The sequence below is a fragment of the Vibrio scophthalmi genome, assembly GCF_040869025.1.
Lineage (GTDB): Bacteria > Pseudomonadota > Gammaproteobacteria > Enterobacterales > Vibrionaceae > Vibrio > Vibrio scophthalmi.
This window is the reverse complement of sequence record NZ_CP134271.1, coordinates 1341193-1363812: the sequence shown is the minus strand read 5'-3', so window position 1 is coordinate 1363812 and position 22620 is coordinate 1341193. Positions and strand designations below refer to the sequence as shown.

General features: G+C 45.4%; 18 protein-coding genes and 1 pseudogene. 14 read left to right on the top strand and 5 right to left on the bottom strand.

Going from position 1 to position 22620, the window contains the following annotated elements:
* Positions 1 to 43 precede the first annotated feature (43 nt).
* Together RJD38_RS06195 and RJD38_RS06190 are read left to right on the top strand one after the other, a co-directional pair.
* On the top strand, positions 44 to 1231 hold the full coding sequence (locus RJD38_RS06195; RefSeq protein ID WP_065545907.1) for an NAD(P)/FAD-dependent oxidoreductase: 1188 nt from the start codon (positions 44 to 46) through the stop codon (positions 1229 to 1231).
* Positions 1232 to 1369: 138 nt separating this feature from the next.
* Positions 1370 to 2377: a LacI family DNA-binding transcriptional regulator gene (locus tag RJD38_RS06190; RefSeq protein ID WP_005599979.1), complete on the top strand. Its 1008-nt coding sequence runs from the start codon at positions 1370 to 1372 to the stop codon at positions 2375 to 2377.
* A 94-nt stretch (positions 2378 to 2471) separates the two neighbouring features.
* Here the strand turns inward: RJD38_RS06190 and edd are convergent, their stop codons facing one another.
* Together edd and RJD38_RS06180 are read right to left on the bottom strand one after the other, a co-directional pair.
* Positions 2472 to 4268 (bottom strand): phosphogluconate dehydratase, encoded by a 1797-nt coding sequence (gene edd / locus RJD38_RS06185; RefSeq protein WP_065545908.1) that lies wholly within the window; start codon positions 4266 to 4268, stop codon positions 2472 to 2474.
* Positions 4265 to 4786 (bottom strand): gluconokinase, encoded by a 522-nt coding sequence (locus tag RJD38_RS06180; RefSeq protein ID WP_005599982.1) that lies wholly within the window; start codon positions 4784 to 4786, stop codon positions 4265 to 4267. The genes edd and RJD38_RS06180 overlap by 4 nt, the downstream gene beginning before the upstream one ends.
* Positions 4787 to 4939: 153 nt before the next feature.
* On the opposite strand from RJD38_RS06180, the gene RJD38_RS06175 reads away from it, so the two are divergent.
* Both RJD38_RS06175 and RJD38_RS06170 read left to right on the top strand, forming a co-directional pair.
* Positions 4940 to 6316 carry a GntP family permease gene (locus tag RJD38_RS06175; protein ID WP_005599984.1) on the top strand — a complete coding sequence of 459 codons (1377 nt, stop codon included), beginning with the start codon at positions 4940 to 4942 and terminating at the stop codon, positions 6314 to 6316.
* Between the two features lie 9 nt (positions 6317 to 6325).
* Entirely contained in the window at positions 6326 to 6937 is a 612-nt protein-coding gene (locus RJD38_RS06170) for a bifunctional 4-hydroxy-2-oxoglutarate aldolase/2-dehydro-3-deoxy-phosphogluconate aldolase (protein WP_005599986.1), read from the top strand.
* Positions 6938 to 7037: 100 nt separating this feature from the next.
* Here RJD38_RS06170 and RJD38_RS06165 read toward each other — a convergent pair whose 3' ends face one another.
* Positions 7038 to 7943, bottom strand: a complete 906-nt coding sequence (locus RJD38_RS06165; protein ID WP_065545909.1) for a DMT family transporter — start codon at positions 7941 to 7943, stop codon at positions 7038 to 7040.
* A 184-nt stretch (positions 7944 to 8127) separates the two neighbouring features.
* Between RJD38_RS06165 and rmuC the strand changes: the two genes are divergently transcribed.
* The 7 genes and pseudogenes from rmuC to tatC all read left to right on the top strand — a co-directional run bounded on the left by rmuC (position 8128) and on the right by tatC (position 14353).
* Positions 8128 to 9678, top strand: a complete 1551-nt coding sequence (gene rmuC, locus RJD38_RS06160) for a DNA recombination protein RmuC (protein ID WP_065545910.1) — start codon at positions 8128 to 8130, stop codon at positions 9676 to 9678.
* A gap of 153 nt (positions 9679 to 9831) precedes the next feature.
* Positions 9832 to 10614 (top strand): bifunctional demethylmenaquinone methyltransferase/2-methoxy-6-polyprenyl-1,4-benzoquinol methylase UbiE, encoded by a 783-nt coding sequence (gene ubiE, locus RJD38_RS06155; RefSeq protein ID WP_005599991.1) that lies wholly within the window; start codon positions 9832 to 9834, stop codon positions 10612 to 10614.
* A gap of 8 nt (positions 10615 to 10622) precedes the next feature.
* Entirely contained in the window at positions 10623 to 11228 is a 606-nt protein-coding gene (locus RJD38_RS06150; protein ID WP_005599993.1) for a ubiquinone biosynthesis accessory factor UbiJ, read from the top strand.
* Positions 11225 to 12859: a ubiquinone biosynthesis regulatory protein kinase UbiB gene (gene ubiB, locus RJD38_RS06145; protein WP_005599995.1), complete on the top strand. Its 1635-nt coding sequence runs from the start codon at positions 11225 to 11227 to the stop codon at positions 12857 to 12859. Before RJD38_RS06150 ends, ubiB begins: the two co-directional genes overlap by 4 nt.
* A gap of 50 nt (positions 12860 to 12909) precedes the next feature.
* Entirely contained in the window at positions 12910 to 13152 is a 243-nt protein-coding gene (gene tatA / locus RJD38_RS06140; RefSeq protein WP_005599997.1) for a Sec-independent protein translocase subunit TatA, read from the top strand.
* 3 nt (positions 13153 to 13155) lie between these two features.
* A pseudogene (gene tatB / locus RJD38_RS06135) lies at positions 13156 to 13446 on the top strand (Sec-independent protein translocase protein TatB); the annotation flags it as partial.
* Between the two features lie 154 nt (positions 13447 to 13600).
* Complete coding sequence (gene tatC / locus RJD38_RS06130) at positions 13601 to 14353, top strand: twin-arginine translocase subunit TatC (protein ID WP_005600001.1); 753 nt, start codon at positions 13601 to 13603, stop codon at positions 14351 to 14353.
* A gap of 85 nt (positions 14354 to 14438) precedes the next feature.
* On the opposite strand, the gene RJD38_RS06125 is transcribed toward tatC, so the two are convergent.
* A complete protein-coding gene (locus tag RJD38_RS06125; protein ID WP_065429565.1) occupies positions 14439 to 15200 on the bottom strand; it encodes a TatD family hydrolase in 762 nt (253 codons plus the stop codon).
* 162 nt (positions 15201 to 15362) lie between these two features.
* Between RJD38_RS06125 and hemB the strand changes: the two genes are divergently transcribed.
* Positions 15363 to 16406: a porphobilinogen synthase gene (hemB, locus tag RJD38_RS06120; protein WP_005600004.1), complete on the top strand. Its 1044-nt coding sequence runs from the start codon at positions 15363 to 15365 to the stop codon at positions 16404 to 16406.
* 752 nt (positions 16407 to 17158) lie between these two features.
* Positions 17159 to 19960, top strand: a complete 2802-nt coding sequence (gene polA / locus RJD38_RS06115) for a DNA polymerase I (protein WP_005595557.1) — start codon at positions 17159 to 17161, stop codon at positions 19958 to 19960.
* 636 nt (positions 19961 to 20596) lie between these two features.
* Here the strand turns inward: polA and yihA are convergent.
* On the bottom strand, positions 20597 to 21262 hold the full coding sequence (yihA, locus tag RJD38_RS06110; protein WP_005595553.1) for a ribosome biogenesis GTP-binding protein YihA/YsxC: 666 nt from the start codon (positions 21260 to 21262) through the stop codon (positions 20597 to 20599).
* Between the two features lie 148 nt (positions 21263 to 21410).
* On the opposite strand from yihA, the gene RJD38_RS06105 reads away from it, so the two are divergent.
* On the top strand, positions 21411 to 22028 hold the full coding sequence (locus tag RJD38_RS06105) for a c-type cytochrome (RefSeq protein WP_065545911.1): 618 nt from the start codon (positions 21411 to 21413) through the stop codon (positions 22026 to 22028).
* Positions 22029 to 22620 lie beyond the last annotated feature (592 nt).

Below are 22620 nucleotides of genomic sequence, written 5' to 3'. Positions count from 1 at the left end.
ATCCTTTTTTTATTGCCTAAGTAAGCTGTTTGAGTGAGCCATCATGAGTGAAAAATTTGACGTCGTCATTATCGGTGCCGGTGCTGCGGGATTAATCTGTGCGGCGGAAGCGGGTAAGCGAGGTCGTAAAGTATTGGTACTAGACCATGCAAAAAAACCAGGACGTAAGATCCTTATCTCTGGTGGTGGCCGCTGTAACTTCACTAACTATGATGTCAGCGCAAATAACTACTTATGTCGTAACCCTCACTTTGTGAAATCGGCGCTGTCTCAGTACACCAACTGGGATTTTATTGCGATGGTGAGTAAGTACGGCATTGAGTTTGAAGAGCGCGATCATGGCCAGCTATTCTGTGTTGATTCAGCCAAGCAGATTGTCAACATGCTGCTTGAAGAGTGTCAGCAAGCCAAAGTCCAATTGCGTTATCAGCAAGATGTACAGCAGATTGAGCAAAGTGAGCAAGGCTTCACTCTCATGGCTAACGCCAATGCAATCGAATGTCAGTCATTGGTGATTGCGACAGGTGGCTTATCAATGCCAAAACTGGGTGCGACGCCATTTGGCTACAAAGTGGCTGAGCAATTTGGTTTGCCGATTATCCCAACCTCTGCGGGCTTAGTGCCGTTCACTTTGCACAAGCAAGAGAAGGAAGATTTCGAAGCTTTGTCTGGCATCGCCATTCCAGCTGAAATTACGGCTCAAGATGGTACGGTGTTTAAAGAAGCGCTGCTGTTTACTCACCGAGGACTCTCTGGTCCTGCTGTGTTACAGATTTCGTCATTCTGGAAAGCGGGTCAGAAAGTAACAATCAACCTTATTCCAGAAGCGGATGTTGATGAGTTGTTGACGATCGCTCGCGAACAGCATCCGAATCAAAGTTTGAAGAACACGCTGGCGCGAGTACTACCAAAGCGCTTGGTGGAAGTGATGGTTGAGCGTAAAGAGCTGGTGGACAAACCTCTCAAGCAGTTCAATGATAAACAACTTAAGCAGATCACTGAATATCTTGAGAACTGGACGATTGCGCCAAACGGCACAGAAGGTTATCGCACCGCAGAAGTTACGTTAGGTGGGGTTGATACTGATCACCTCTCATCAAAAACCATGCAGTGTAAAAACATCAATGGTTTATTCTTTATTGGTGAGGTGATGGATGTGACCGGCTGGCTAGGGGGTTATAACTTCCAATGGTGTTGGAGCTCTGGCTTTGTTGCTGGCCAACACGCGTAAATAGAAACATCAAACTGAGCTCTCCCATTTGGGGGAGCTTTTTTTTGCACTGTATTGGCATTTTGGCTTCTTCCACTTGTTGTATATCACTCGTGTAGGCATAATGTTACTAGTAACATCAATTTATAATAATTCCCTATGAATCAAAATAATAAGAAAAATCGAGCGACATTACAGGACGTTGCAGACAAAGTTGGCGTTACCAAAATGACGGTGTCGCGCTACATGCGTAACCCGGAATCAGTCGCAGAAAAAACGCGCGTTAAGATCGCTGAAGCGATTGAAAAAACGGGTTATATCGAAAACCGCGCGCCAGCGATGCTGTCAAAATCATCCAGTAAAGCGATTGGTATTTTATTGCCATCACTCTCTAACCAAATATTTGCTTCTTTTGTTCAAGGCATTGAAACGGTGACTAAAGCCAATGGTTATGAAACCTTATTAGCGCACTTTAGTTACGATGAAATGGAAGAGGAGCATAAGATTGCCTCATTGCTTTCGTACCAAGTCGATGGTTTGATCTTAACCGAAAGCCATCACACACCACGCACACTACAAATGATCAAAAATTCCGGAGTTCCCGTGGTGGAAACCATGGAGTTGCCGAGCAATCCGATTGATATGGCGGTCGGGCTTGATCATGAAGATGCTTCGTATCATGTGGTTAAGCGCATGCTGGATTCAGGCAAAACCACCATTGCTTATTTTGGCGCCCGTTTGGATACTCGGACTAAATTGCGTATGCAAGGTTATGACCGAGCGATGCAAGAAGCGGGGCTTGAGCCGAAACATATTTTAACCGGTGAGCACTCAAGTTTCTCTTTGGCGGATGGCTTGTTGGAGCGAGCGTTAGAGGCATACCCTAATTTAGACGGTGTCTTCTGTACTAACGATGATATTGCCATTGGTACTTTGCTCAGTGCACAGCGTCGCCAAATTCCAGTACCACAACAGCTGGCCGTAGTGGGTTACAACGCATTGGATATTGGTCAAACAATCAGCCCAACGTTAACCAGCGTGGATACTCCGCGTTTTGAAATTGGCGAAAAGAGTGCACAATTATTGCTCGCACGTTTGAAAGGTGAAGTGGTAGAAGAAACCATCGTGGATATGGGTTACAAAATTACTCAAGGTGAAAGCGTTTAACGGGCGCCATTGGCATCATATTAAAATGAATTAAAAAGGGCGAAGTGAGTAAACACTTCGCCCTTTATCTTTTTGTTACGCGATGACATTGGGATTAAACGATGAAGCTTGCGCCTTCTTCTGCGCTACTCACACTTTGACGCATGACGCTAAACAGATTACGACCCCAAGTTTGCTGTGCCGCTTCGGTATCCACTTGTAACTGCTCACGGCCCGTCATATCGGTCAGGTTATTTAGTTCACCGGTTTGACAGTTAAGGCTAATGATATCGCCATCGCGAACCAAACCAATCGCACCGCCACGCAAAGCTTCTGGTGATAGGTGAATAGCTGATGGAATTTTACCTGATGCGCCCGATAAGCGACCGTCAGTCACCAGCGCCACTTTAAAGCCAGCTTTTTGGATGTTACCCAAGATAGGCATTAGCTTGTGCAGCTCAGGCATGCCGTTTGCCGCAGGACCATTGTGAGTGACCACAACGATACAATCTTTGTTCAATTCGCCACGCTTGTACGCCGCTTCTACTTCATGTTGACACTGGAATACGATCGCTGGAGCTTCGACAATGCGTTGATCTTCTTTTACTGCCGATACCTTCACCACTGAGTTGCCTAGGTTGCCTTTCAGTACACGAGTACCGCCGGTTTTTTGGAATGCTTCGCCAGACGCCGCAATCACTTCTGCGTCAGAGCTGGCTGCGCATGGTGTCCACTCAAGCTTGCCATCTTTTAGGCTTGGTAGGCTCATTTGGCCTTCAAAATCACCAAACACAGGGGTGACATCACGGTGTAATAGACCGGATTCATCCAAACGACGCATTAGCGCTGGTACGCCGCCTGCTTGTTGGAAGGCATTCATATCAGCAGGACCGTTCGGGTAAACACGCGCCAATAGTGGCACGACTTCCGAGAGGTCGCTAAGGTCTTGCCAAGTCAGTAGAATACCCGCCGCGCGAGCAAGCGCTAACATATGAATAGTGTGGTTGGTACTGCCGCCAGAAGCCAATAGGGCAATAATGCCATTGACTAAGCTCTTCTCAGTCATTACTTCAGACAGTGGGCGGAAGTTAACAGAACCCGCGGTCATCGAAGCAATCTTGATTGCTGCGTGGTCTGTCAGTGCGTGGCGTAATTCTGAATGTGGGTGGATAAATGCAGAACCTGGCAGCATTAGACCCATTGCTTCAAATACCAACTGGTTGGTGTTAGCTGTGCCATAGAAGGTACAAGTACCTGGTGAGTGGTAAGCGCGGCATTCCATATCCAATAGAGCATCTTTACCGACTTCACCCGCTGCGTATTTCTGGCGAACGTCGACTTTTTCTTCGTTGCTAATACCGGTTGCCATTAGGCCTGCTGGTACAAATGCCGTTGGCAGATGTGCGTAAGCCAATGCCCCCATTAACTGTCCAGGGGCGATTTTGTCACAGATACCCAATAGTAAAGTGGCATCAAACACGTTATGACTCAGTGATAGCGCGGTTGATTGGGCGATTAGGTCGCGAGAGAACAGTGACATATCCATGCCAGCTTGTCCTTGTGTCACACCATCGCACATAGCGGGTACGCAACCAGCAACTTGAGATGTATGACCGTACTCCGCCAACACTTTCTTAATTTGGTCTGGGTAGTATTGGTAAGGCTGGTGTGCGCTCAACATGTCGTTATAGGCGCTGATCATCGCGACGTTTGAATGCGTAAAGTCGAGGATGTTCTTTTTCTCAGCTGAGCAAGACGCGGCAACGGCATGGGCAAGGTTGCCGCACGTTAGACCCACACGGCCTTTACCTGCATCAGCTTGCTCTTTAGTACGAGCAAGGAAAGCCGCACGAGTTTGACGACTGCGTTCAACTAAGCGCGCGGTAACCTCTAGAATTACTGAATGAGTCATAGTGCTACCTCTTGTTGAGCGATAAGTTGTTGCGCTGCGTTATCAACGATTTCTTCAATGGAGCAGTCAATGCCAACCACGATCGTTTGTGGTTCTGCATCTGGGCGTTCTAGAGTTTCAAACTGGCTGTTGACCATGTTTTCCTTCATGAAGTGGCCTTGACGCTGGCGCATACGATCCATGATCAGCTCTTTGTTGCCATCGAGGAATAAAAAGGTCACGTTCTCGTTACCTTCGCGGATCTGGTCGCGGTATTTCTTTTTCAGTGCTGAACAGACGATAATGCCGTGCTCATTTTTGCTTTCGAGGCTATAAGAAGCATCACGGATACGTTCTAGCCATGGCTTACGGTCATCATCATTCAGCGGTTGGCCTGACGCCATTTTCTGAATGTTTGCTCGCGGGTGAAGATCATCACCATCAATGAATTTACGTCCTAGCTTCTGCGCTAGTTGCTCACCAATTGTGCTCTTACCACAAGCACAAACGCCCATCACGATGACACTGCTGCCAGCCATAACCTATCCTCATAACAAATTTTGCGCGTGATCCCAATTTTGGCATTCACTTTTAAATATGGGTTTATCTTATTCGTGTTATCGGTAACATGTTACCGGTAACGTAAATAAATGTGAACCACAACACAAACTATAATTCTTAAAGGTGAACCTATGGAGCTGCTAACCCAAGCCTCTGACCCAACCTACTTGTTAACGATCGCAGTCCTTGCAATTGCGGCGTTACTGGTACTGATTATTAAATTTAAAGTACATGCATTTGCTTCTCTTACTATCGTGAGCTTGCTAACGGCACTAGCAACAGGTGTTGCATCTGAGCAAGTTGTTCCAACCATGATGAGCGGCTTTGGCGGCACACTAGCATCAGTTGCACTGCTGGTTGGTCTTGGTGCAATGATCGGTAAAATTCTTGAAGTGACTGGCGGTGCTAAAGTACTGGCTGATACATTGATTGGCCGCTTTGGTAAAGAGCGTGCACCATTTGCATTGGGTGTGGCATCACTTCTATTTGGTTTCCCTATTTTCTTTGATGCTGGCCTAGTGGTTATGATGCCAATTATCCTGAGCGTGGCAGCACGTTTTGGTGGCTCACCAATCAAATACGCACTGCCTTCAGCAGGTGCATTTGCAGTAATGCATGGCTTTGTTCCTCCACACCCAGGTCCTGTCGCGGCAGCTGAATTCCTTGGTGCGAACATTGGTCTACTGCTATTTGTTGGTATCCTAGTTGCTATTCCAACTTGGTACTTCGGTGCATACTTGTTTGGTCTGTACGCAGGCAAGAAATTCGACATCCCACTGTCTAAAGCATTCTTTAATAGCGACACTGTTATTGATGAAGCAAAACTGCCAAAATTCGCAACAGTAATGACCATTCTGGTTCTGCCAGTACTGCTTATCTGTCTTGATACTGTGTTAAACACACTCGCGGTTGCAGGCCTAATTGACGGCAAAACAGCCTTGGTTGAGTTCCTACGCATGCTAGGTAAAACACCAGTGGCATTGCTAATTACTCTGATTGCGTGTTTAGCGATTTTTGCTAAAGACTACGGCATGGCAAAACTTGAGAAGCTATGTGGCGACTCTCTAGCGCCAATCTGTGGTGTGATTCTTGTGACGGGTGCGGGCGGCATGTTCGGCGGCGTACTACGTGCAAGCGGTATTGGTGATGCTCTAGCGGGTGTGTTAACAGATACAGGTATGCCAGTGATCGTAGCGGCATTCGTTATTTCTACTTGTTTACGTGTTGCTCAAGGCTCAGCAACCGTAGCTCTAACAACCACAGCAGCTCTTATTGCGCCAGTAGTGGCAGCAACAACGGGTCTGAGTGAACTGGATCTATGTTTCATCGTGATCGCTATCGCGGGTGGTGCAACAGTACTGTCTCACTTCAATGACTCTGGTTTCTGGTTAGTTTCTCGTCTACTAGACATGGATGAGAAAACAACGCTGAAGACTTGGACTGTTATGGAAACTTTACTTGGTGGTATCGCGTTTATTATCGTGGCAACACTAAGCTTTATTCTTTAGAGGTTATTCATGAAAACTCTTGAACAACGATTAAGCGAAATCAAAATCGTCCCTGTTATTGCCATCAATGATGTTGCACACGCGCTACCATTAGCAAAAGTGTTGGTAGAAAACGGCCTACCATGTGCGGAAGTGACTTTCCGTACAGAAGCGGCTGCAGAATCTATCCGCATTATGCGTGATGCATACCCTGAGCTATTGATCGGTGCAGGTACTGTTCTTACTACAGAACAAGTTGATATCGCGATTGATGCGGGTGTGGACTTTATTGTGAGCCCAGGTTTCAACCCGACGACAGTGAAATACTGTCAGCAACGCAACATTCAAATCGTACCGGGAGTGAATAACCCTAGTTTGGTTGAGCAAGCAATGGAAATGGGTCTACGCACTCTGAAATTCTTCCCAGCTGAGCCGTCAGGCGGTGTTGGTATGCTTAAAGCTCTAACTGCGGTTTACCCAGTTAGCTTTATGCCTACAGGCGGCGTGAGCCCATCAAACGTTGAAGAGTACCTAGCTATTAAAGCCGTTGTTGCTTGTGGCGGTACTTGGATGGTACCAACTGACATGATGGATAAAGGGGATTGGGAAGGCATTGCGGCATTGGTGCGCGCGCTTAACTAATTAATTGCAAGCTGTTCCGAATTTTGCAATTTCCTGAAAGAAAAAGGGCGCTTAGGCGCCCTTTTTTATGCAATAAAATCAATCGAAGTGATCTATTCGCTCAATCTGTATCTGCTGAAATCGGTTTTGGTTTGAATTTGAGTTGCTGAATGACTAAGCCCGCAATGATTAACACTAAACCCATCAAGGTGGTTGGATGGATGCTTTCACCAATGATAGTGGCGAGCAAGATCAGCGAAATAAAGGGAGAGGCAAAAATTAGATTACTGATGCGAGCAGTATTTTGCGTGAGCTTTAAAGCACTAAGCCATAAAACAAAGGTGACGCCCATTTCGAATAAGCCAACATAAGTGACGGCTAACCAGCCTGATGGCGTTATTTGGCTCCAAGTCGCCCCTTCCCAAATACTCAAACCAATCGCAAATGGAATCGCAACTAAGAATCCAAGTAATACTCCCACCACAGGATCGGCTTTGTTTTTGGTATTGAGAATCCAATAACCTGCCCATAGTAAAGTCGAAACCAAGGCCAGAGCCACGCCAAGAGGGCTTTCAAAGTTTAACCCTAAAATATCCCCTTTAGTGGCAATCACGACCACACCAAAATAACTTAATACACACGCGACCCAGTCTTGTTTGCGGATCTTCTGGCCAAGGAAAAACGCCGCCATTAAGGTCAGAGTGATGGCCCAACTGTAGTTGATCGCTTGCGCTTGAGAGGCGGGAAGTAAGTCGTAGGCTTTAAACAGAATCACGTAGTAAGCCAGTGGGTTGATTAAGCCAAGTAAGAAGTAGTAGCCGGGGTTAGAGAGAAAAGTGGTCGATAGCGATGAAAGCTTGCCTTGTACGCCACAAATGACCAACAAAACCAGTGCGGAAACAATGCTGGCAATGGTTAGCATTTGTATTGGTGAAAATTCTGCAAGCGTGAGTTTGAAGGCCGTTGCCACCGTTGACCACAGTAAAACCGCAGATAAGCCAAATCCTAAAGCGCGGCGTTCGTTCATAATATTCCTTTTATTCTAGTCGCCGAATCGGCAAAACAGTCAGCAAAAACGTACCGCGAAAATGCAGTGAACGCTGTACGGGTCGCTCAGTGTATCTGCTGATTATCTAGTCGACAAACTGGACATTTATCCAGTGGTGAAATACCATTATTTTTAAGTAATAGAGAAGAGTTAACGCCTTATTATGCAATGGATTATCGAGAACCAAAGCGTGTTATTGAGTGCCTTAGGCAGTGCCGCGATCAGTGGAGCGGTAGTGGGTTGGTGGGTAAAACAAAAACTGAGTATTGAAAGTCAGTTACTCGAGCAACAATTGCACTCCAATCAACAATTGGCGAACTCACAGATCGACCAGTTAAAACAATCGCTTGTCGAAGCGCAGCAAGAGTTAGATGAACTCGATCAAGATCGAGATAAAGCCGCTTATGAGCTAAAGCAATCGCATGGCAAGTTGATGGCGGTGATGGAAAAATTGCGTTATTTCGATGCGGTCAAACAAGAGCGCCAGCAATACGCCGAGGATCTTAATCAAGTCCGTGAGCACAAATCACAATTGGAAGCGCAATTGCGTGAGCAAGAAGCGCGTCATCAACAAGCTCAACTGGCCAGCCAAGAGAAACTGCAGTTACTCGAAAAAGCCGAAGAGCGCTTGAAGCAACAATTTGAACATCTTGCCAATCAGTTGTTTGAAGAAAAAACCGCCAAGGTTGACCAGCAAAATAAGCAGAGTTTAGAGGGGCTATTGAGTCCGCTCAAAGAGCAGTTAGAAGGCTTTAAACGCCAAGTGAACGATAGCTTTAATCTTGAAGCCAAAGAGCGCCATACCCTAGTACATGAGCTAAAAAACTTGCAGCGTTTGAATGAAGATATGACTCGTGAAGCGGTGAACCTAACTCAGGCTTTAAAAGGTGACAATAAGCAGCAAGGCAACTGGGGGGAAGTGGTTTTGGCGCGCGTATTGGCTGAATCGGGTTTGCGAGAAGGACATGAGTACCAAACCCAAGTCAGTTTGCAAAATGAAGCGGGCAAGCGTTATCAGCCAGATGTGATTGTTCACTTACCACAAGAGAAACAAGTGGTGATTGATTCGAAAATGGCGCTGGTGGCCTACGAGCGTTACTTCAATGCTGAAACCGATCGAGATAGAGCTCAAGCGCTAAGTGATCACTTACTTGCTCTACGTAGCCACATTAAAGGATTAAGCCATAAGGATTATCATCAGCTTAAAGGCATTCGTAGCCTTGATTACGTGCTGATGTTTATTCCGGTTGAGCCTGCTTTCCAGGTGGCGATTCAAGCGGATCCGAGCTTGGTTAAAGATGCGATGGAGCAAAATATTATTTTGGCCAGCCCAACCACATTACTGGTGGCACTGCGCACGATTGATAACTTATGGCGTAATGACCGCCAAAACCAAAATGCGCAAATTATCGCGGAACGAGCCAGTAAGCTTTACGACAAACTGCGTCTGTTTGTTGAAGATATGGAAGGTTTGGGTGGTGCACTCGACAAAGCCAATCAAAGCTATCAAGGGGCAATGAACAAGCTCGCGACAGGGCGCGGTAACGTGATTCGCCAAGCAGAAAGCTTTAAACAGCTAGGGGTGGAAGTAAAACGTCCAATATCGAGTGATATTGTCCAGTTAGCACAAACTGAGGATGTGACAGAAAATGAATATTTGGCTGAAAATGCACCGCAGTTAGAAAGACATCCGGCTGAGGATAAAGTAAACTAATCGGCCGCAGCTCCGGTCTGTGTCGCATCGATGTAAAACCCAACCCAAAGATGCAAGTTTTCGTTGGGTCATGATGCCGCACAATACGTATCAATTATGTGTATAAACCCTGCGTATAGACCGTAATTCCGAGTTGCTCGAAGAGGATTAATCATGACGGATACCAACGTGCAGTCAAATACAGCGTTAGAAACACAAGAAACCACCCATTTTGGTTTTACTACTGTAGCCAAAGAAGAAAAAGTGGCCAAAGTTGCTCAAGTATTTCACTCAGTAGCGGCGAAATACGACATCATGAACGACTTAATGTCGGGTGGTGTGCACCGTTTGTGGAAGCGCTTTACCATTGATTGCAGTGGTGCTCGCCCGGGTCAACGCGTGCTTGACCTTGGTGGTGGTACTGGCGATTTGACCGCAAAATTTTCTCGCATTGTTGGTGAGAAAGGTCATGTGGTTTTAGCTGACATCAACAACTCAATGCTGAATGTTGGTCGCGACAAACTACGCGACAGTGGCATTGTTGGTAATGTGCACTATGTACAAGCCAATGCGGAAGAATTGCCGTTCCCTGATGACTACTTTGATGTCATCACGATTAGCTTTTGTCTGCGTAACGTAACAGATAAAGACAAAGCACTGCGTTCTATGTTCCGCGTGTTGAAGCCGGGTGGTCGCTTATTGGTGTTGGAGTTCTCGAAGCCAATTCTTGAGCCACTTTCAAAAATTTATGATGCTTACTCGTTCCACCTATTACCAAAAATTGGCGAAGTGGTGGCAAACGATGCAGATAGCTACCGTTACCTAGCAGAATCAATCCGTATGCACCCAGATCAAGACACCTTGCAGGGCATGATGGATGAAGCGGGCTTTGAGCAAACCAATTACTACAACCTCACTGGTGGTATTGTTGCGTTGCACCGTGGTTATAAGTTCTAGAGGTCGCTATGCCATTTGAACCCTTGGTTACCGCTGTTATCGAAACCACCCTTAATACCCTGATTAAAGACGATCCTGAATTGGGTCGCCGTTTGTCGCGTCTAAAAGGGCAAGTGATCCAAGTTCATCTCAAAGAAGTGAACAAAACCATCACCTTCATTTTCAGTCAGCAGATTGATGTGCTGGCAAACTATGAAGGTGAACCAGACTGTTATTTGTCGCTTAACCTATCGGTATTACCAGAGTTGCGTGAACAGGCCAATATTACCAAGCTGATCAAACAAGATAAGTTAGTACTAGAAGGTGATATTCAGTTAGCGCAAAAGTTCTCGCAATTAATGACCGATTGTAAGCCTGATGTCGCTGAATGGCTCTCGCGTATTGTGGGTGACGTTGCTGCTCATTCCTTAGTGAAAGGCGTGAGTCACTTTGGCTCGTTGCTGAAGTCACAAGTGAGTAAGCAGCAAGATTATCTTGGGCAAGTGATCACCGAAGAGTGGCGCTTAGCGCCAGCGCCGCTAGAAGTAGCGCACTTCTGTGATCAAGTGGACGATGTGAAAAGCCAAGCGGCACGTATAGAAGCAAAGTTAAACCAGTTACTGGAGCGTGTATGACACCTTCGGAAATTCGTCGCCTCTACCGCATCATCAAAGTCCAACTTGAGTATGGTTTGGATGAGTTACTGCCCAATCATCAGCTAACCAAAGCGCCGTTACTGGCTCGAAAATCGCTGTTTTGGATAAAAAACCAGCACCCAGAAAAACCGTTGGGTGAGCGTTTACGCTTAGCACTGCAAGAGCTTGGGCCTGTTTGGATCAAGTTTGGTCAGATGATGTCGACCCGCCGTGATTTGTTCCCGCCGCACATTGCCGATCCACTGGCCTTATTGCAAGACCAAGTGGCCCCCTTTGATGGCGAATTGGCCAAAGAACAAATGGAAAAAGCGCTGGGTGGACCGATTGAAAATTGGTTTAGTGAGTTTGATATCAAGCCACTCGCGTCAGCCTCTATCGCGCAGGTGCATACTGCACGCTTGAAAGAGACGGGCCAAGAGATTGTTTTGAAGGTCATTCGACCTGATATTCGCCCGGTGATTGATGCAGATCTAAAACTGATGTATCGCATGGCGCGTATAGTCGCTAAAGCTCAGCCTGAAGCACGTCGTTTAAAACCAGTTGAAGTCGTGCGAGAGTATGAAAAGACTCTGCTTGATGAACTAGACTTAAGAAGAGAAGCGGCGAATGCAATTCAATTGCGTCGTAACTTCGAAGGCAGTGAAGAGCTTTACGTACCGGAAGTTTTACCTGATTTTAGCAGTGAATCACTGATGGTATCTGAGCGAATCTACGGCATTCAAGTGTCAGATATCGAGGGTTTAAAAGCCAACGGTACCGATATGAAGTTGCTGGCTGAGCGAGGGGTGAGCGTTTTCTTTACCCAAGTATTTCGCGACAGCTTCTTTCATGCTGATATGCACCCGGGGAATGTATTCGTTGAACCAGAACATCCGGAAAACCCGCGTTGGATAGGTTTGGATTGTGGCATTGTCGGCACATTAAATAGCGACGATAAACGCTACTTAGCGGAAAACTTTTTAGCTTTTTTCAATCGAGATTATCGCCGCGTTGCGGAATTGCATGTTGAGTCGGGTTGGGTTCCACGTGAAACCAATATTGATGAATTTGAGTTTGCGATTCGTATTGTGTGTGAACCGATTTTTGCCAAACCACTGTGTGAAATTTCCTTTGGCCACGTACTGTTGAATCTGTTCAATACTGCGCGTCGCTTTGAAATGGAAGTACAGCCGCAATTAGTTTTGCTGCAAAAAACATTACTCTATGTTGAAGGGTTAGGGCGTCAGTTATATCCACAGTTGGATCTGTGGGCAACGGCGAAGCCATTCCTTGAAACGTGGATGATGAATCAAGTCGGTCCGCAAGCGCTGATCAATGCGGTTAAAGATCGCGCACCGTTTTGGGCTGAGAAATTACCCGAATTGCCTGAGTTGTTATACGATAGCTTGCGTCAAGGTAAAGCCTTGAATCAACGCATGGATCAGCTTTACCAAGGTTACCGTGCATCTAAGCGTCAGCAGGCGACGGGTAAATTTTTATTTGGTGTTGGTGCCACATTAGTCGTATGCTCGGCAATTATGGTCAACAGCACTTATGAGCAATTGTCACCAATCTGCGTCGCAGCAGGGGTCACATTTTGGTTGCTCAGTTGGCGAGCTTATCGCCAATAGGCGTTAGACTCACAGAATAATTTTGTTTAATAGAACCCGAGGTAAATGAAATGGGTGGTATTAGTATTTGGCAACTTCTGATTGTTGCTGTAATCGTTGTATTGCTGTTTGGTACTAAGAAGTTACGTAATATTGGTGGCGACTTAGGTAGTGCTGTGAAAGGCTTCAAGAAAGCAATGAGCGACGAGGATGCATCTCAAGATAAAAAAGATGCTGATTTTGAACCTAAAAATCTAGAACAGCAGAAGACTGAAGCGACTGCTGAGACTAAAAAAGACAAAGAGCAGGCATAATACGTGTTTGATATCGGTTTTTGGGAACTGGTATTAATATCTGTTGTAGCTCTTGTTGTCTTGGGCCCTGAGCGTTTGCCACATGCGATTCGCAGCGTTTCTCGTTTTGTTTCACAAGCGAAAACGATGGCAAACAACGTGAAAGATGAAATCTCTCACGAACTGAAGGTGCAAGAACTGCAAGAGAACTTGCGTAAAGCTGAACAAATGGGGATGGAAGATCTATCGCCTGAGTTGAAATCATCGGTTGAAGAACTGAAGAAAGCTGCGCAAGAGGTGCAACGTCCCTATGCTCAAAAGGCTACGGAGACCGAGGCTGTTGTCAGTGATGAAAAACCACAGACCAGCCAAGCTATTGCACCGGCAGATAAGAAAGCCGAGTAGCCTTTAAGTGAGGAGCTGCACGTGACGTGTGGCTCCTTTTTGATCTTCTAGAATGAGGTTTGATATGCCTTCTGTTGAGCAGACACAACCTTTAATCAGCCATTTACTGGAGCTGCGTAATCGCTTATTGCGTGCGTTGCTTGCAGTGTTGGTGGTATTTCTTGGTTTAATCTACTTTTCTGGTGATATCTACGAGTTTGTTTCAAAACCACTTGTCGACAAATTACCGGAAGGGGCAACGATGATCGCGACTGATGTCGCATCCCCTTTCTTTACTCCATTAAAACTGACCTTGATTGCATCGGTATTTATCGCGGTACCTTTGATTTTGTATCAGGTCTGGGCTTTTGTAGCGCCGGGATTGTATAAGCATGAACGTCGTTTGATCATGCCGTTGATGTTTTCCAGTTCACTGCTATTTTACGCAGGCGTTTCGTTTGCCTATTTCGTGGTTTTTCCGCTGGTATTTGGCTTCTTTACGGCGATATCGCTGGGCGGAGTTGAGTTTGCTACCGACATTTCCAGTTACCTGGATTTCGTTCTCGCGCTGTTTATGGCGTTCGGTATTGCCTTTGAAATTCCTGTCGCAATTATCTTATTGTGCTGGACGGGAGCGACTTCACCTGATGAACTGCGCGCTAAGCGTCCATACATCATTGTGATTGCTTTCGTTGTCGGTATGTTGCTGACGCCACCAGACATTATTTCGCAGACGTTATTGGCCATCCCAATGTGTTTGCTGTTTGAGGTGGGATTGTTCTTTGCTCGTTTCTATGTCCGTAAGGATGATGACGAAGAAGAGCAAGTCGAAGAGTAATGATAGCGAGATGAAAAAAGGTTGGCGATGCCAACCTTTTTTATGCCTGTAATTTGCAAATCACATCTTGCTCGCAGCTAACACGCTATAGATTAAACAGTGTTTTTGCGTTGTGAGTCGTGAGTTCATCCACCTGCTGTAAGCTCATTTCGCGCAGATCTGCGACTCGTTGAGCGACCAATTGAGTGTAGGCTGGCTCGTTGCGTTTGCCACGATGTGGTACGGGTGCTAGGTAAGGGCAGTCAGTTTCAAGAATGACATAGTTCAGATCTAAAGCAGGGATCACCAAATCCATTCCACCATTTTTAAATGTCGACACACCCCCTAAGCCCAAATGAAAACCCAGATCATTAATTGCCTGCGCTTCTTCAATACTGCCCCCGAAACAGTGGAAGACTCCACTTAAAGAGCCGTCTTGTTCTTGGCTGAGCAGCTTGAGGGTTTCTTCAATAGAATCTCGCGTGTGAATGACCACAGGTAGGCTCATCTCTTTGGCCCAATTAAGCTGAGTGATAAAGGCTTTCTCTTGTTCAGCACGGAAGGTTTTATCCCAATAGAGATCGATACCGATTTCACCGACGGCAATAAATGAATGCTTGCTAAACCAGCTATAAATCGTTGCCAGTGATTGCTCAACGTTACCATCAACATAACAAGGGTGTAGCCCCATCATTGAACGACAAACATCAGGGTAAGCGGCTTCGGTTTTGAGCATGGGTTCGATGGAGTCTAGATCGATATTAGGCAGTAAAATTTTATCAATGCCTTGTGCCAATGCTCGTTGGACGACTTCGTCGCGATCATTATCAAACTCGCTGGCGTAGATGTGTGCATGGCTATCAATCATGGTGATTCTCTTGATTTCGTTGTTGGACTTATGTGTGTAGCAAAGTATACGGCAGTGTGAAGCGCAGGTCATTTTTTGCATTTTTCATGCTTGGCTCTAGCGTGCGCTGGCGAGAGTGATATGATTCTCAGCAAGCACTTTCACCAGATGAAGGAGAATAGAGTGTCAATTTCCATTCAAGGTCAATTTCCAGGTCGTCGCATGCGTCGTATGCGTAAACACGACTTCAGCCGCCGTTTAATGGCAGAAAATCAGTTAACGGTGAGCGATCTGATTTATCCGATGTTTGTTCTTATGGGTAAGGACCGTCGTGAATCAATCGAGTCAATGCCGGGTATCGAACGCCTATCGATTGATTTGTTGTTGGAAGAAGCTCAATACCTAGCGCGACTAGGTGTGCCAGCCATTGCTCTATTCCCAGTGGTAAACCAAGATGCGAAAAGCTTGTGCGCCGCAGAAGCATACAATCCTGAAGGTTTAGTTCAGCGTGCTGTTCGTGCTTTGAAAGAGCACGTACCTGAAATGGGTGTGATCACCGATATCGCATTGGATCCATTCACGACTCATGGTCAAGACGGCATCATTGATGACGAAGGCTATGTACTGAATGATGAGACAACAGCGGTATTGATCAAGCAAGCGCTATCTCACGCAGAAGCGGGTGCTGATGTTGTGGCGCCATCAGATATGATGGATGGCCGTATCGGTGCGATTCGTGAAGCGCTCGAAGAAGCCGGTTACATCAATACCCAAATAATGGCTTACTCGGCAAAATATGCGTCATGTTATTACGGACCATTCCGTGATGCCGTCGGTTCAGCGTCGAACTTGAAAGGTGGCAATAAGAAAAACTATCAAATGGATCCAGCCAACAGTGATGAAGCCTTGCATGAAGTGGCAATGGACATCAACGAAGGTGCTGATATGGTGATGGTGAAACCGGGTATGCCATATCTAGATATCGTCCGTCGTGTGAAATCAGAACTGCAAGTACCGACTTTTGCTTATCAAGTATCGGGCGAGTATGCGATGCACAAAGCGGCGATTCTTAATGGTTGGCTGAGCGAGCGCGATACCGTAATGGAATCACTGCTGTGCTTCAAGCGTGCCGGTGCAGATGGTATTTTGACTTATTTTGCAAAAGATGTGGCGCAGTGGTTAGCTGAAGATAATGCTCAAGCAGCGCAGCATTTACGCGGTGAATAATCTCAACCAATCGTGAACTGAAATAGGTCGGCAATTGCCGACCTATTTTTTTATCGACTCTCTACTGAGGTTTGAGCTATCGCTTGGATGAAGCGAAGAGAGTGAGGGTTGCAACACAGACGTGATCTGAATAGTTAAAATAAATGAGACTTTTTCTCATTTACATGTTGACTATGTAAATGAGAATCATTATTATCAATCTCGTCTTAGGGAATGAGGTTGTTCACAAGGATGTTGAGTCACTAACTTCAAGCAATTGAACTTAGTGGTGACACAGAATTTAATGAACTTGCACAAGTTCTTTATGACACGACATTGCTCACATTGCTTCCAGTGTAATTTATAGCTATATGGCAGAGCCGCATGTTCCACATGAAACGCTTTGACACTTTTTTGCTAGGCGACATCGAAAGATGTCGCTTTTTTTATCGCTGCGATTTGTCCTTGCACAAAAGGGCATCAACACTCTTTTCCACAATTGAAGATCGTTTTTAGATCTCGTTGCAAACGATCGATCCTTTCATATTTTCTTTTAAAACAAAATCTTATTGTTGATCGAGCTAATAAAATGGCAAAAGGAAAAGGCAGTGGATAATTATTATAAACAGAGTTATCCACAGGTGGTTGTTTGGGTTGTTGAGATTCTAAACAAATGTCGTAAGAGACATCACAGAGTTTGCATAGCATCGCTGCCATAGTCGTGGCATTCTAAGCAGATCTTATTTTGCATTTTCTTTGGAAACTAAAAGACTATGGCTCGTATCCCAGATAACCCGTTAATTCTGATCGACGGTTCTTCCTATCTATACCGTGCATTCCATGCTTACCCAGGCACCATGAGTAATGGTGATATTCCAACCAATGCGGTTTATGGCGTGGTAAACATGCTGCGTAGCATGATGCGTCAATTTGCATCGGATCGTATCGCGGTGATCTTTGATGCGAAAGGAAAAACCTTCCGTGATGATATGTATCCGGAATACAAGGCAAATCGACCTCCGATGCCTGATGATCTTCGCTGTCAGATCGAGCCTCTGCACAATGTTATTCGCGCTATGGGCCTGCCATTGATCTCGATCTCGGGCGTCGAAGCAGATGACGTAATCGGCACACTTGCACACCAAGCATCGCAGCAGGGGATCCCTGTTTTGATCAGCACTGGCGATAAAGATATGGCGCAGCTGGTGGATGAAAATGTCACCTTGATCAATACCATGACCAATGTGGTGCTGGATCGTGAAGGCGTGATTGAAAAATTTGGTATTCCACCTGAACTGATCATCGATTACCTCGCACTGATGGGTGATAAAGTGGATAACATTCCTGGTGTTCCTGGGGTGGGTGACAAAACGGCCACGGCTTTGTTGCAAGGCATTGGTAGCATGGAGAAGCTATATCAGAATCTTGATGATATTGCGCCACTTGGCTTCCGTGGTTCGAAAACCATGGCCAAAAAACTGGAAGACAACAAAGAAAATGCATTGCTCTCTTACCAGCTCGCGACCATCAAGCTTGATGTGGAAATGGAGTTCAAGCCTGAGCAGTTAGTAAAAGAACAACCGAACACTGATGAGTTGATCAAACTGTATGGCCAATTGGTTTTCAAATCATGGCTAAACGAGCTACTTGAAGGTGGCACAGGTGTGGTCGAAGCGATAGAGAAGAGTGGTGCAGCGGTCCCATCAGCACCTTCGGCAAGCGAAAACCAAGTGGAAATTGACCGTTCAGCGATCAGCATTGACCGTAGCCAATATGAGACCATTCTTGATCAAGAGCGCTTTAACCATTGGCTTGAAAAGCTTAAAGCGAGCGACGTGTTTGCTTTTGACACCGAAACTGACAGCTTAGATTACATGGTCGCGAATCTGATAGGCGTCTCTTTTGCTACCGAAGAAGGCGTAGCCGCTTATGTACCAGTGGCGCATGACTATTTAGATGCTCCACAACAGCTTGATCGTGATTGGGTATTGGAGCAATTAAAGCCTCTGCTAGAAGATGACAATCAAGCTAAAGTAGGTCAAAACCTCAAGTACGATGCAAGCATCGTTGCTCGTTATGGCATTGAGATGCGTGGCATTAAATTCGATACCATGTTGGCTTCCTACGTATATAACAGCGTAGGTGGTAAGCATGATATGGATAGCTTGGCACTGCGTTTCTTGCAGCATAGCTGCATCTCATTTGAACAAGTGGCAGGTAAGGGCAAGAAACAACTGACCTTTAACCAAATCGACCTTGAGCAAGCGTCACCTTATGCCGCAGAAGATGCTGATGTGACATTGCGTTTGCACCACCGTTTAAATGAAAGCCTAGCAAAGGATGACAAACTCAACGCGATTTATCATGAAATTGAAATGCCTTTGGTGCCGGTTTTATCCCGCATTGAACGTACTGGCGTTTTGATTGATGACATGAAGTTGTCTGCACAGTCGCAAGAAATTGCTGTGCGCTTGGATGAGTTAGAGCAAAAAGCGTATGAACTGGCTGAGCAAGAATTCAATATGAATTCACCAAAGCAGTTGCAAGCTTTGTTGTTTGAAAAAATGGGCCTACCTGTTATTAAGAAAACGCCATCAGGCACACCTTCAACCAATGAAGAAGTGTTGCAGGAATTGGCATTAGACTATCCACTACCAAAATTGATTTTGGAATATCGTGGTTTGGCTAAGCTTAAATCGACCTATACCGATAAGCTGCCAAAAATGATCAACCCAGAGACGGGTCGTGTGCATACTTCTTACCACCAAGCGGTAACCGCGACGGGCCGTCTTTCTTCGACCGATCCAAACCTGCAGAATATACCAATCCGTAATGAAGAAGGACGTCGTATTCGTCAGGCCTTTATTGCTCCGCATGGTTATAAGATTCTCGCGGTCGACTATTCCCAAATTGAATTGCGTATTATGGCGCACCTTTCAGGTGACAAAGCGTTGCTTGAGGCATTCCGTGAAGGCAAGGATATCCACGCGGCAACTGCGGCAGAGATTATGGGAACCACGATTGATCTTGTTTCATCAGAGCAACGTCGCCGCGCGAAAGCAGTGAACTTTGGATTGATTTACGGCATGAGTGCGTTTGGTCTGGCTAAGCAACTTGGTATTCCACGCGGCGAAGCGCAAGACTACATGAACAAATATTTCGAGCGTTACCCTGGTGTGATGCAATATATGGAAGACACACGTAGTGCGGCTTCAGAGCAAGGCTATGTGGAAACCATCTTTGGCCGTCGTCTACACCTACCTGAAATTCAGTCACGTAATGGTATGCGTCGTAAAGCAGCCGAACGTGCGGCAATCAACGCACCAATGCAGGGAACTGCAGCGGATATTATTAAAAAAGCAATGTTGCTGGTTGATGAGTGGATTGAAAAAGAAGGCGATGGTCGTGTGAAATTGCTTATGCAAGTGCACGATGAACTCGTATTTGAAGTTCAAGAGACGGCACTGGCCGAAATTGAAACAAAAGTACAAGAATTGATGGAATCGGCGGCCACACTTGCGGTGCCGCTAATTGCTGAAGCGGGTCACGGTGATAACTGGGATCAGGCACACTAGACAAAAATTAGACAAATTGCCTTAAATAGCATGAGCCAGCGCACAAACGCTGGCTTTTTTTTGATGTTAAAAAAGCCTAGTAGAACAATGCTATTCTGTTGCTGAATTAAATCAAAATGAAAAAAACTTACAAAAATAGTTTTCATCACTGACCAATTGTTGTACATTAATCGACGTAGGGTACAGAGGTAAGATGTTCTATCTTTCAGACCTTTTGTTTCACGTTATTGGATTAGGCTGATTCAGCCGCCCCAGCCAGTTTTTGGCTGGGGCGTTTTTTATTGTGCCAAGCAAAAATATCCTAATAAAGAATAACTTACCTACAGAGCTGCGCAATTCCTCTTATTTCCCCTGAAATTCGTGACCAACTTACGATAATTAGACCGTCCTGAAACAAAATATGTCACTTAGAAGCATTTTGTAATATTTTTCCAGCTTCTTATTGTTATTTCTGTTAGAAAATAAAGCGGTGTATTTAACCGATTTAACGCTTTGGGTACTTTTCTCTTTTCACTCACTAATCAGTCGATATTAAGCGTTATTGTGGTAAATGTGGGCAGTATGACCTTCGGCTAGAGCGGAAAATTGGCATAAAAAAACCTCGCACAGGCGAGGCTTTTAGCAACAGAAAATGGCTTATTCGCCGTCGAAATCTGCGTGATCGTCTTGGTCGATATCTTGCTCAACCAAATGAGCAAATGCAGGTGCAAACCACTCATCCAATTTGTTGCGTAATACATCAACACCGATCCCTTTTAGTGACGAGAAAGCATCTACTTTCACTGTGCCACCAAATCCAATTGCTTCTTCTTGGATTTTCAAAAGCTGTGCTTTACGTGCGCCGCTCTTTAGCTTGTCTGCTTTAGTCAGAAGAACCTGAACTGGAATACCGCTGTCAACCGCCCAGAAAATCAGTTGTTGGTCCAAATCTTTCATTGGGTGACGAATATCCATTAACACCACCAAGCCTTTTAAGCATTGACGTTGTTGTAGGTATTCACCCAAAGATTTTTGCCATTTTTTCTTCAACTCAAGTGGAACTTGCGCGAAACCGTAGCCCGGTAGATCGACAATGTGGCAACCTTCGGTCACCTTAAAAAGGTTGATCAATTGGGTACGACCAGGTGTTTTACTGGTTTTCGCCAAGCTCTTTTGGTTGGTTAGGCGGTTCAAAGAGCTTGATTTACCCGCGTTGGAGCGTCCGGCGAACGCAATTTCGATTCCCTCATCCTCTGGCAAATGACGAATATCAGGTGCACTTGTGATGAAATGGGTGTTTTGGTAATTAATTTTTACGCTCACTGTTAACTCCATCTCGACTTTGTGTAGTCAATTGATTACTTTTTTGTGAAATTGTGTAAAATAACCGCACTCGGCATAAGATCGCCTATTGTAGCATGAGTGGTTGTGCAGAGTGGTACTGGAAGCTTGATAATTATAATGGAATGTCATGAAGAAATTAGCGCTAATTGTGAGCCTATTAGCCAGCTGCTCCGTGTGGGCCCAAGGCAGCATTGAAGCTGGTAAAGAAAAATCTCAAACTTGTGTTGCCTGCCATGGGGCTGATGGTAACAGTTTACTCGGCATGTATCCGTCATTGGCGGGTCAGCATGAAAAGTATTTAGAGAAGCAGCTGAAAGACCTCAAACTCGGGATGACAAGCGGTGGTAAGCAAGGCCGTTTTGATCCAGTGATGAGTGGTATGGCTCTTCCTTTAAATGAACAAGATATGGCTGATCTTGCTGCTTATTATGCCTCTCTACCTTTGGCACACAGCACCACTCCAGAAAATGTTGTCGCGCAAGGTAAAATTCTTTACACCGCAGGTGATGCCGAGCGTGGATTGACCGCTTGTATTGCTTGTCATGGCCCTCGTGGTAATGGCACTGAGTTGTCAGGTTTCCCGAAAATTTCGGGTCAGCAACCTGATTATATTAAAGCACAATTGGTCAAATTCCGCGATGGAACTCGTGAAAACGATATGAACGCCATGATGCGTGATATCGCGCAGAAATTAACCGATGAAGATATCGATACACTTTCGAACTACATGGGTGGCTTACATTAAACCGATGTAGTTCCTTATCTGTTGTATTCAACAGTTCGACATCAAAAAGCTGCGACTCGGTTGCGGCTTTTTTTGTCCCTCTCTTTTACTACTCGTCTTCATTTTCAATAATCGTGCTTATTGGTCATACACTTTAGTCATGGATGAATTGCACTTAAAGTGTGATTCGAGTCACTAAGCCAGACAACGAGCCAACGGCCATCTTGCTCATTGCGGTGTAAGAGATTCGCTATAGTGTGGCAAGTCAAAATGGCATCGAAAAAGTAAATTAAAATAAAATCATTAACTTATCGCGCTGGTGAATAAGTGAGCATAATTTTTTTGTTTGATGGGTTGTGCTGAGAGAGAGCTGAAGTAAAGTAATCATATTCACAGGGAGTGAGTTAGGAACAAAAGACTAGGATGGTCTCCACGGATGCAAGCAATGAATGCTTGGTAGTGAATAAGGATATTGGGTAGGTAGGATACCTGCTCAAATAAGGATGGTTGACTCGTCTAACGGTTTAGACAGGGAAACGGATCAGGCTGAGGATTAGCCCAGTAACAGGATGTTGAAAAGGAAAGCCAAAACTCATCAGGATGATGGCAAACA

Bases quoted from the DNA above. Each gene is read 5' to 3' on its own strand.
- RJD38_RS06195 (WP_065545907.1), top strand. From the start codon at position 44: ATGAGTGAAAAATTTGACGTCGTCATTATCGGTGCCGGTGCTGCGGGA.
- RJD38_RS06190 (WP_005599979.1), top strand. From the start codon at position 1,370: ATGAATCAAAATAATAAGAAAAATCGAGCGACATTACAGGACGTTGCA.
- edd (WP_065545908.1), bottom strand. From the start codon at position 4,268: ATGACTCATTCAGTAATTCTAGAGGTTACCGCGCGCTTAGTTGAACGC.
- RJD38_RS06180 (WP_005599982.1), bottom strand. From the start codon at position 4,786: ATGGCTGGCAGCAGTGTCATCGTGATGGGCGTTTGTGCTTGTGGTAAG.
- RJD38_RS06175 (WP_005599984.1), top strand. From the start codon at position 4,940: ATGGAGCTGCTAACCCAAGCCTCTGACCCAACCTACTTGTTAACGATC.
- RJD38_RS06170 (WP_005599986.1), top strand. From the start codon at position 6,326: ATGAAAACTCTTGAACAACGATTAAGCGAAATCAAAATCGTCCCTGTT.
- RJD38_RS06165 (WP_065545909.1), bottom strand. From the start codon at position 7,943: ATGAACGAACGCCGCGCTTTAGGATTTGGCTTATCTGCGGTTTTACTG.
- rmuC (WP_065545910.1), top strand. From the start codon at position 8,128: ATGCAATGGATTATCGAGAACCAAAGCGTGTTATTGAGTGCCTTAGGC.
- ubiE (WP_005599991.1), top strand. From the start codon at position 9,832: ATGACGGATACCAACGTGCAGTCAAATACAGCGTTAGAAACACAAGAA.
- RJD38_RS06150 (WP_005599993.1), top strand. From the start codon at position 10,623: ATGCCATTTGAACCCTTGGTTACCGCTGTTATCGAAACCACCCTTAAT.
- ubiB (WP_005599995.1), top strand. From the start codon at position 11,225: ATGACACCTTCGGAAATTCGTCGCCTCTACCGCATCATCAAAGTCCAA.
- tatA (WP_005599997.1), top strand. From the start codon at position 12,910: ATGGGTGGTATTAGTATTTGGCAACTTCTGATTGTTGCTGTAATCGTT.
- tatC (WP_005600001.1), top strand. From the start codon at position 13,601: ATGCCTTCTGTTGAGCAGACACAACCTTTAATCAGCCATTTACTGGAG.
- RJD38_RS06125 (WP_065429565.1), bottom strand. From the start codon at position 15,200: ATGATTGATAGCCATGCACACATCTACGCCAGCGAGTTTGATAATGAT.
- polA (WP_005595557.1), top strand. From the start codon at position 17,159: ATGGCTCGTATCCCAGATAACCCGTTAATTCTGATCGACGGTTCTTCC.
- RJD38_RS06105 (WP_065545911.1), top strand. From the start codon at position 21,411: ATGAAGAAATTAGCGCTAATTGTGAGCCTATTAGCCAGCTGCTCCGTG.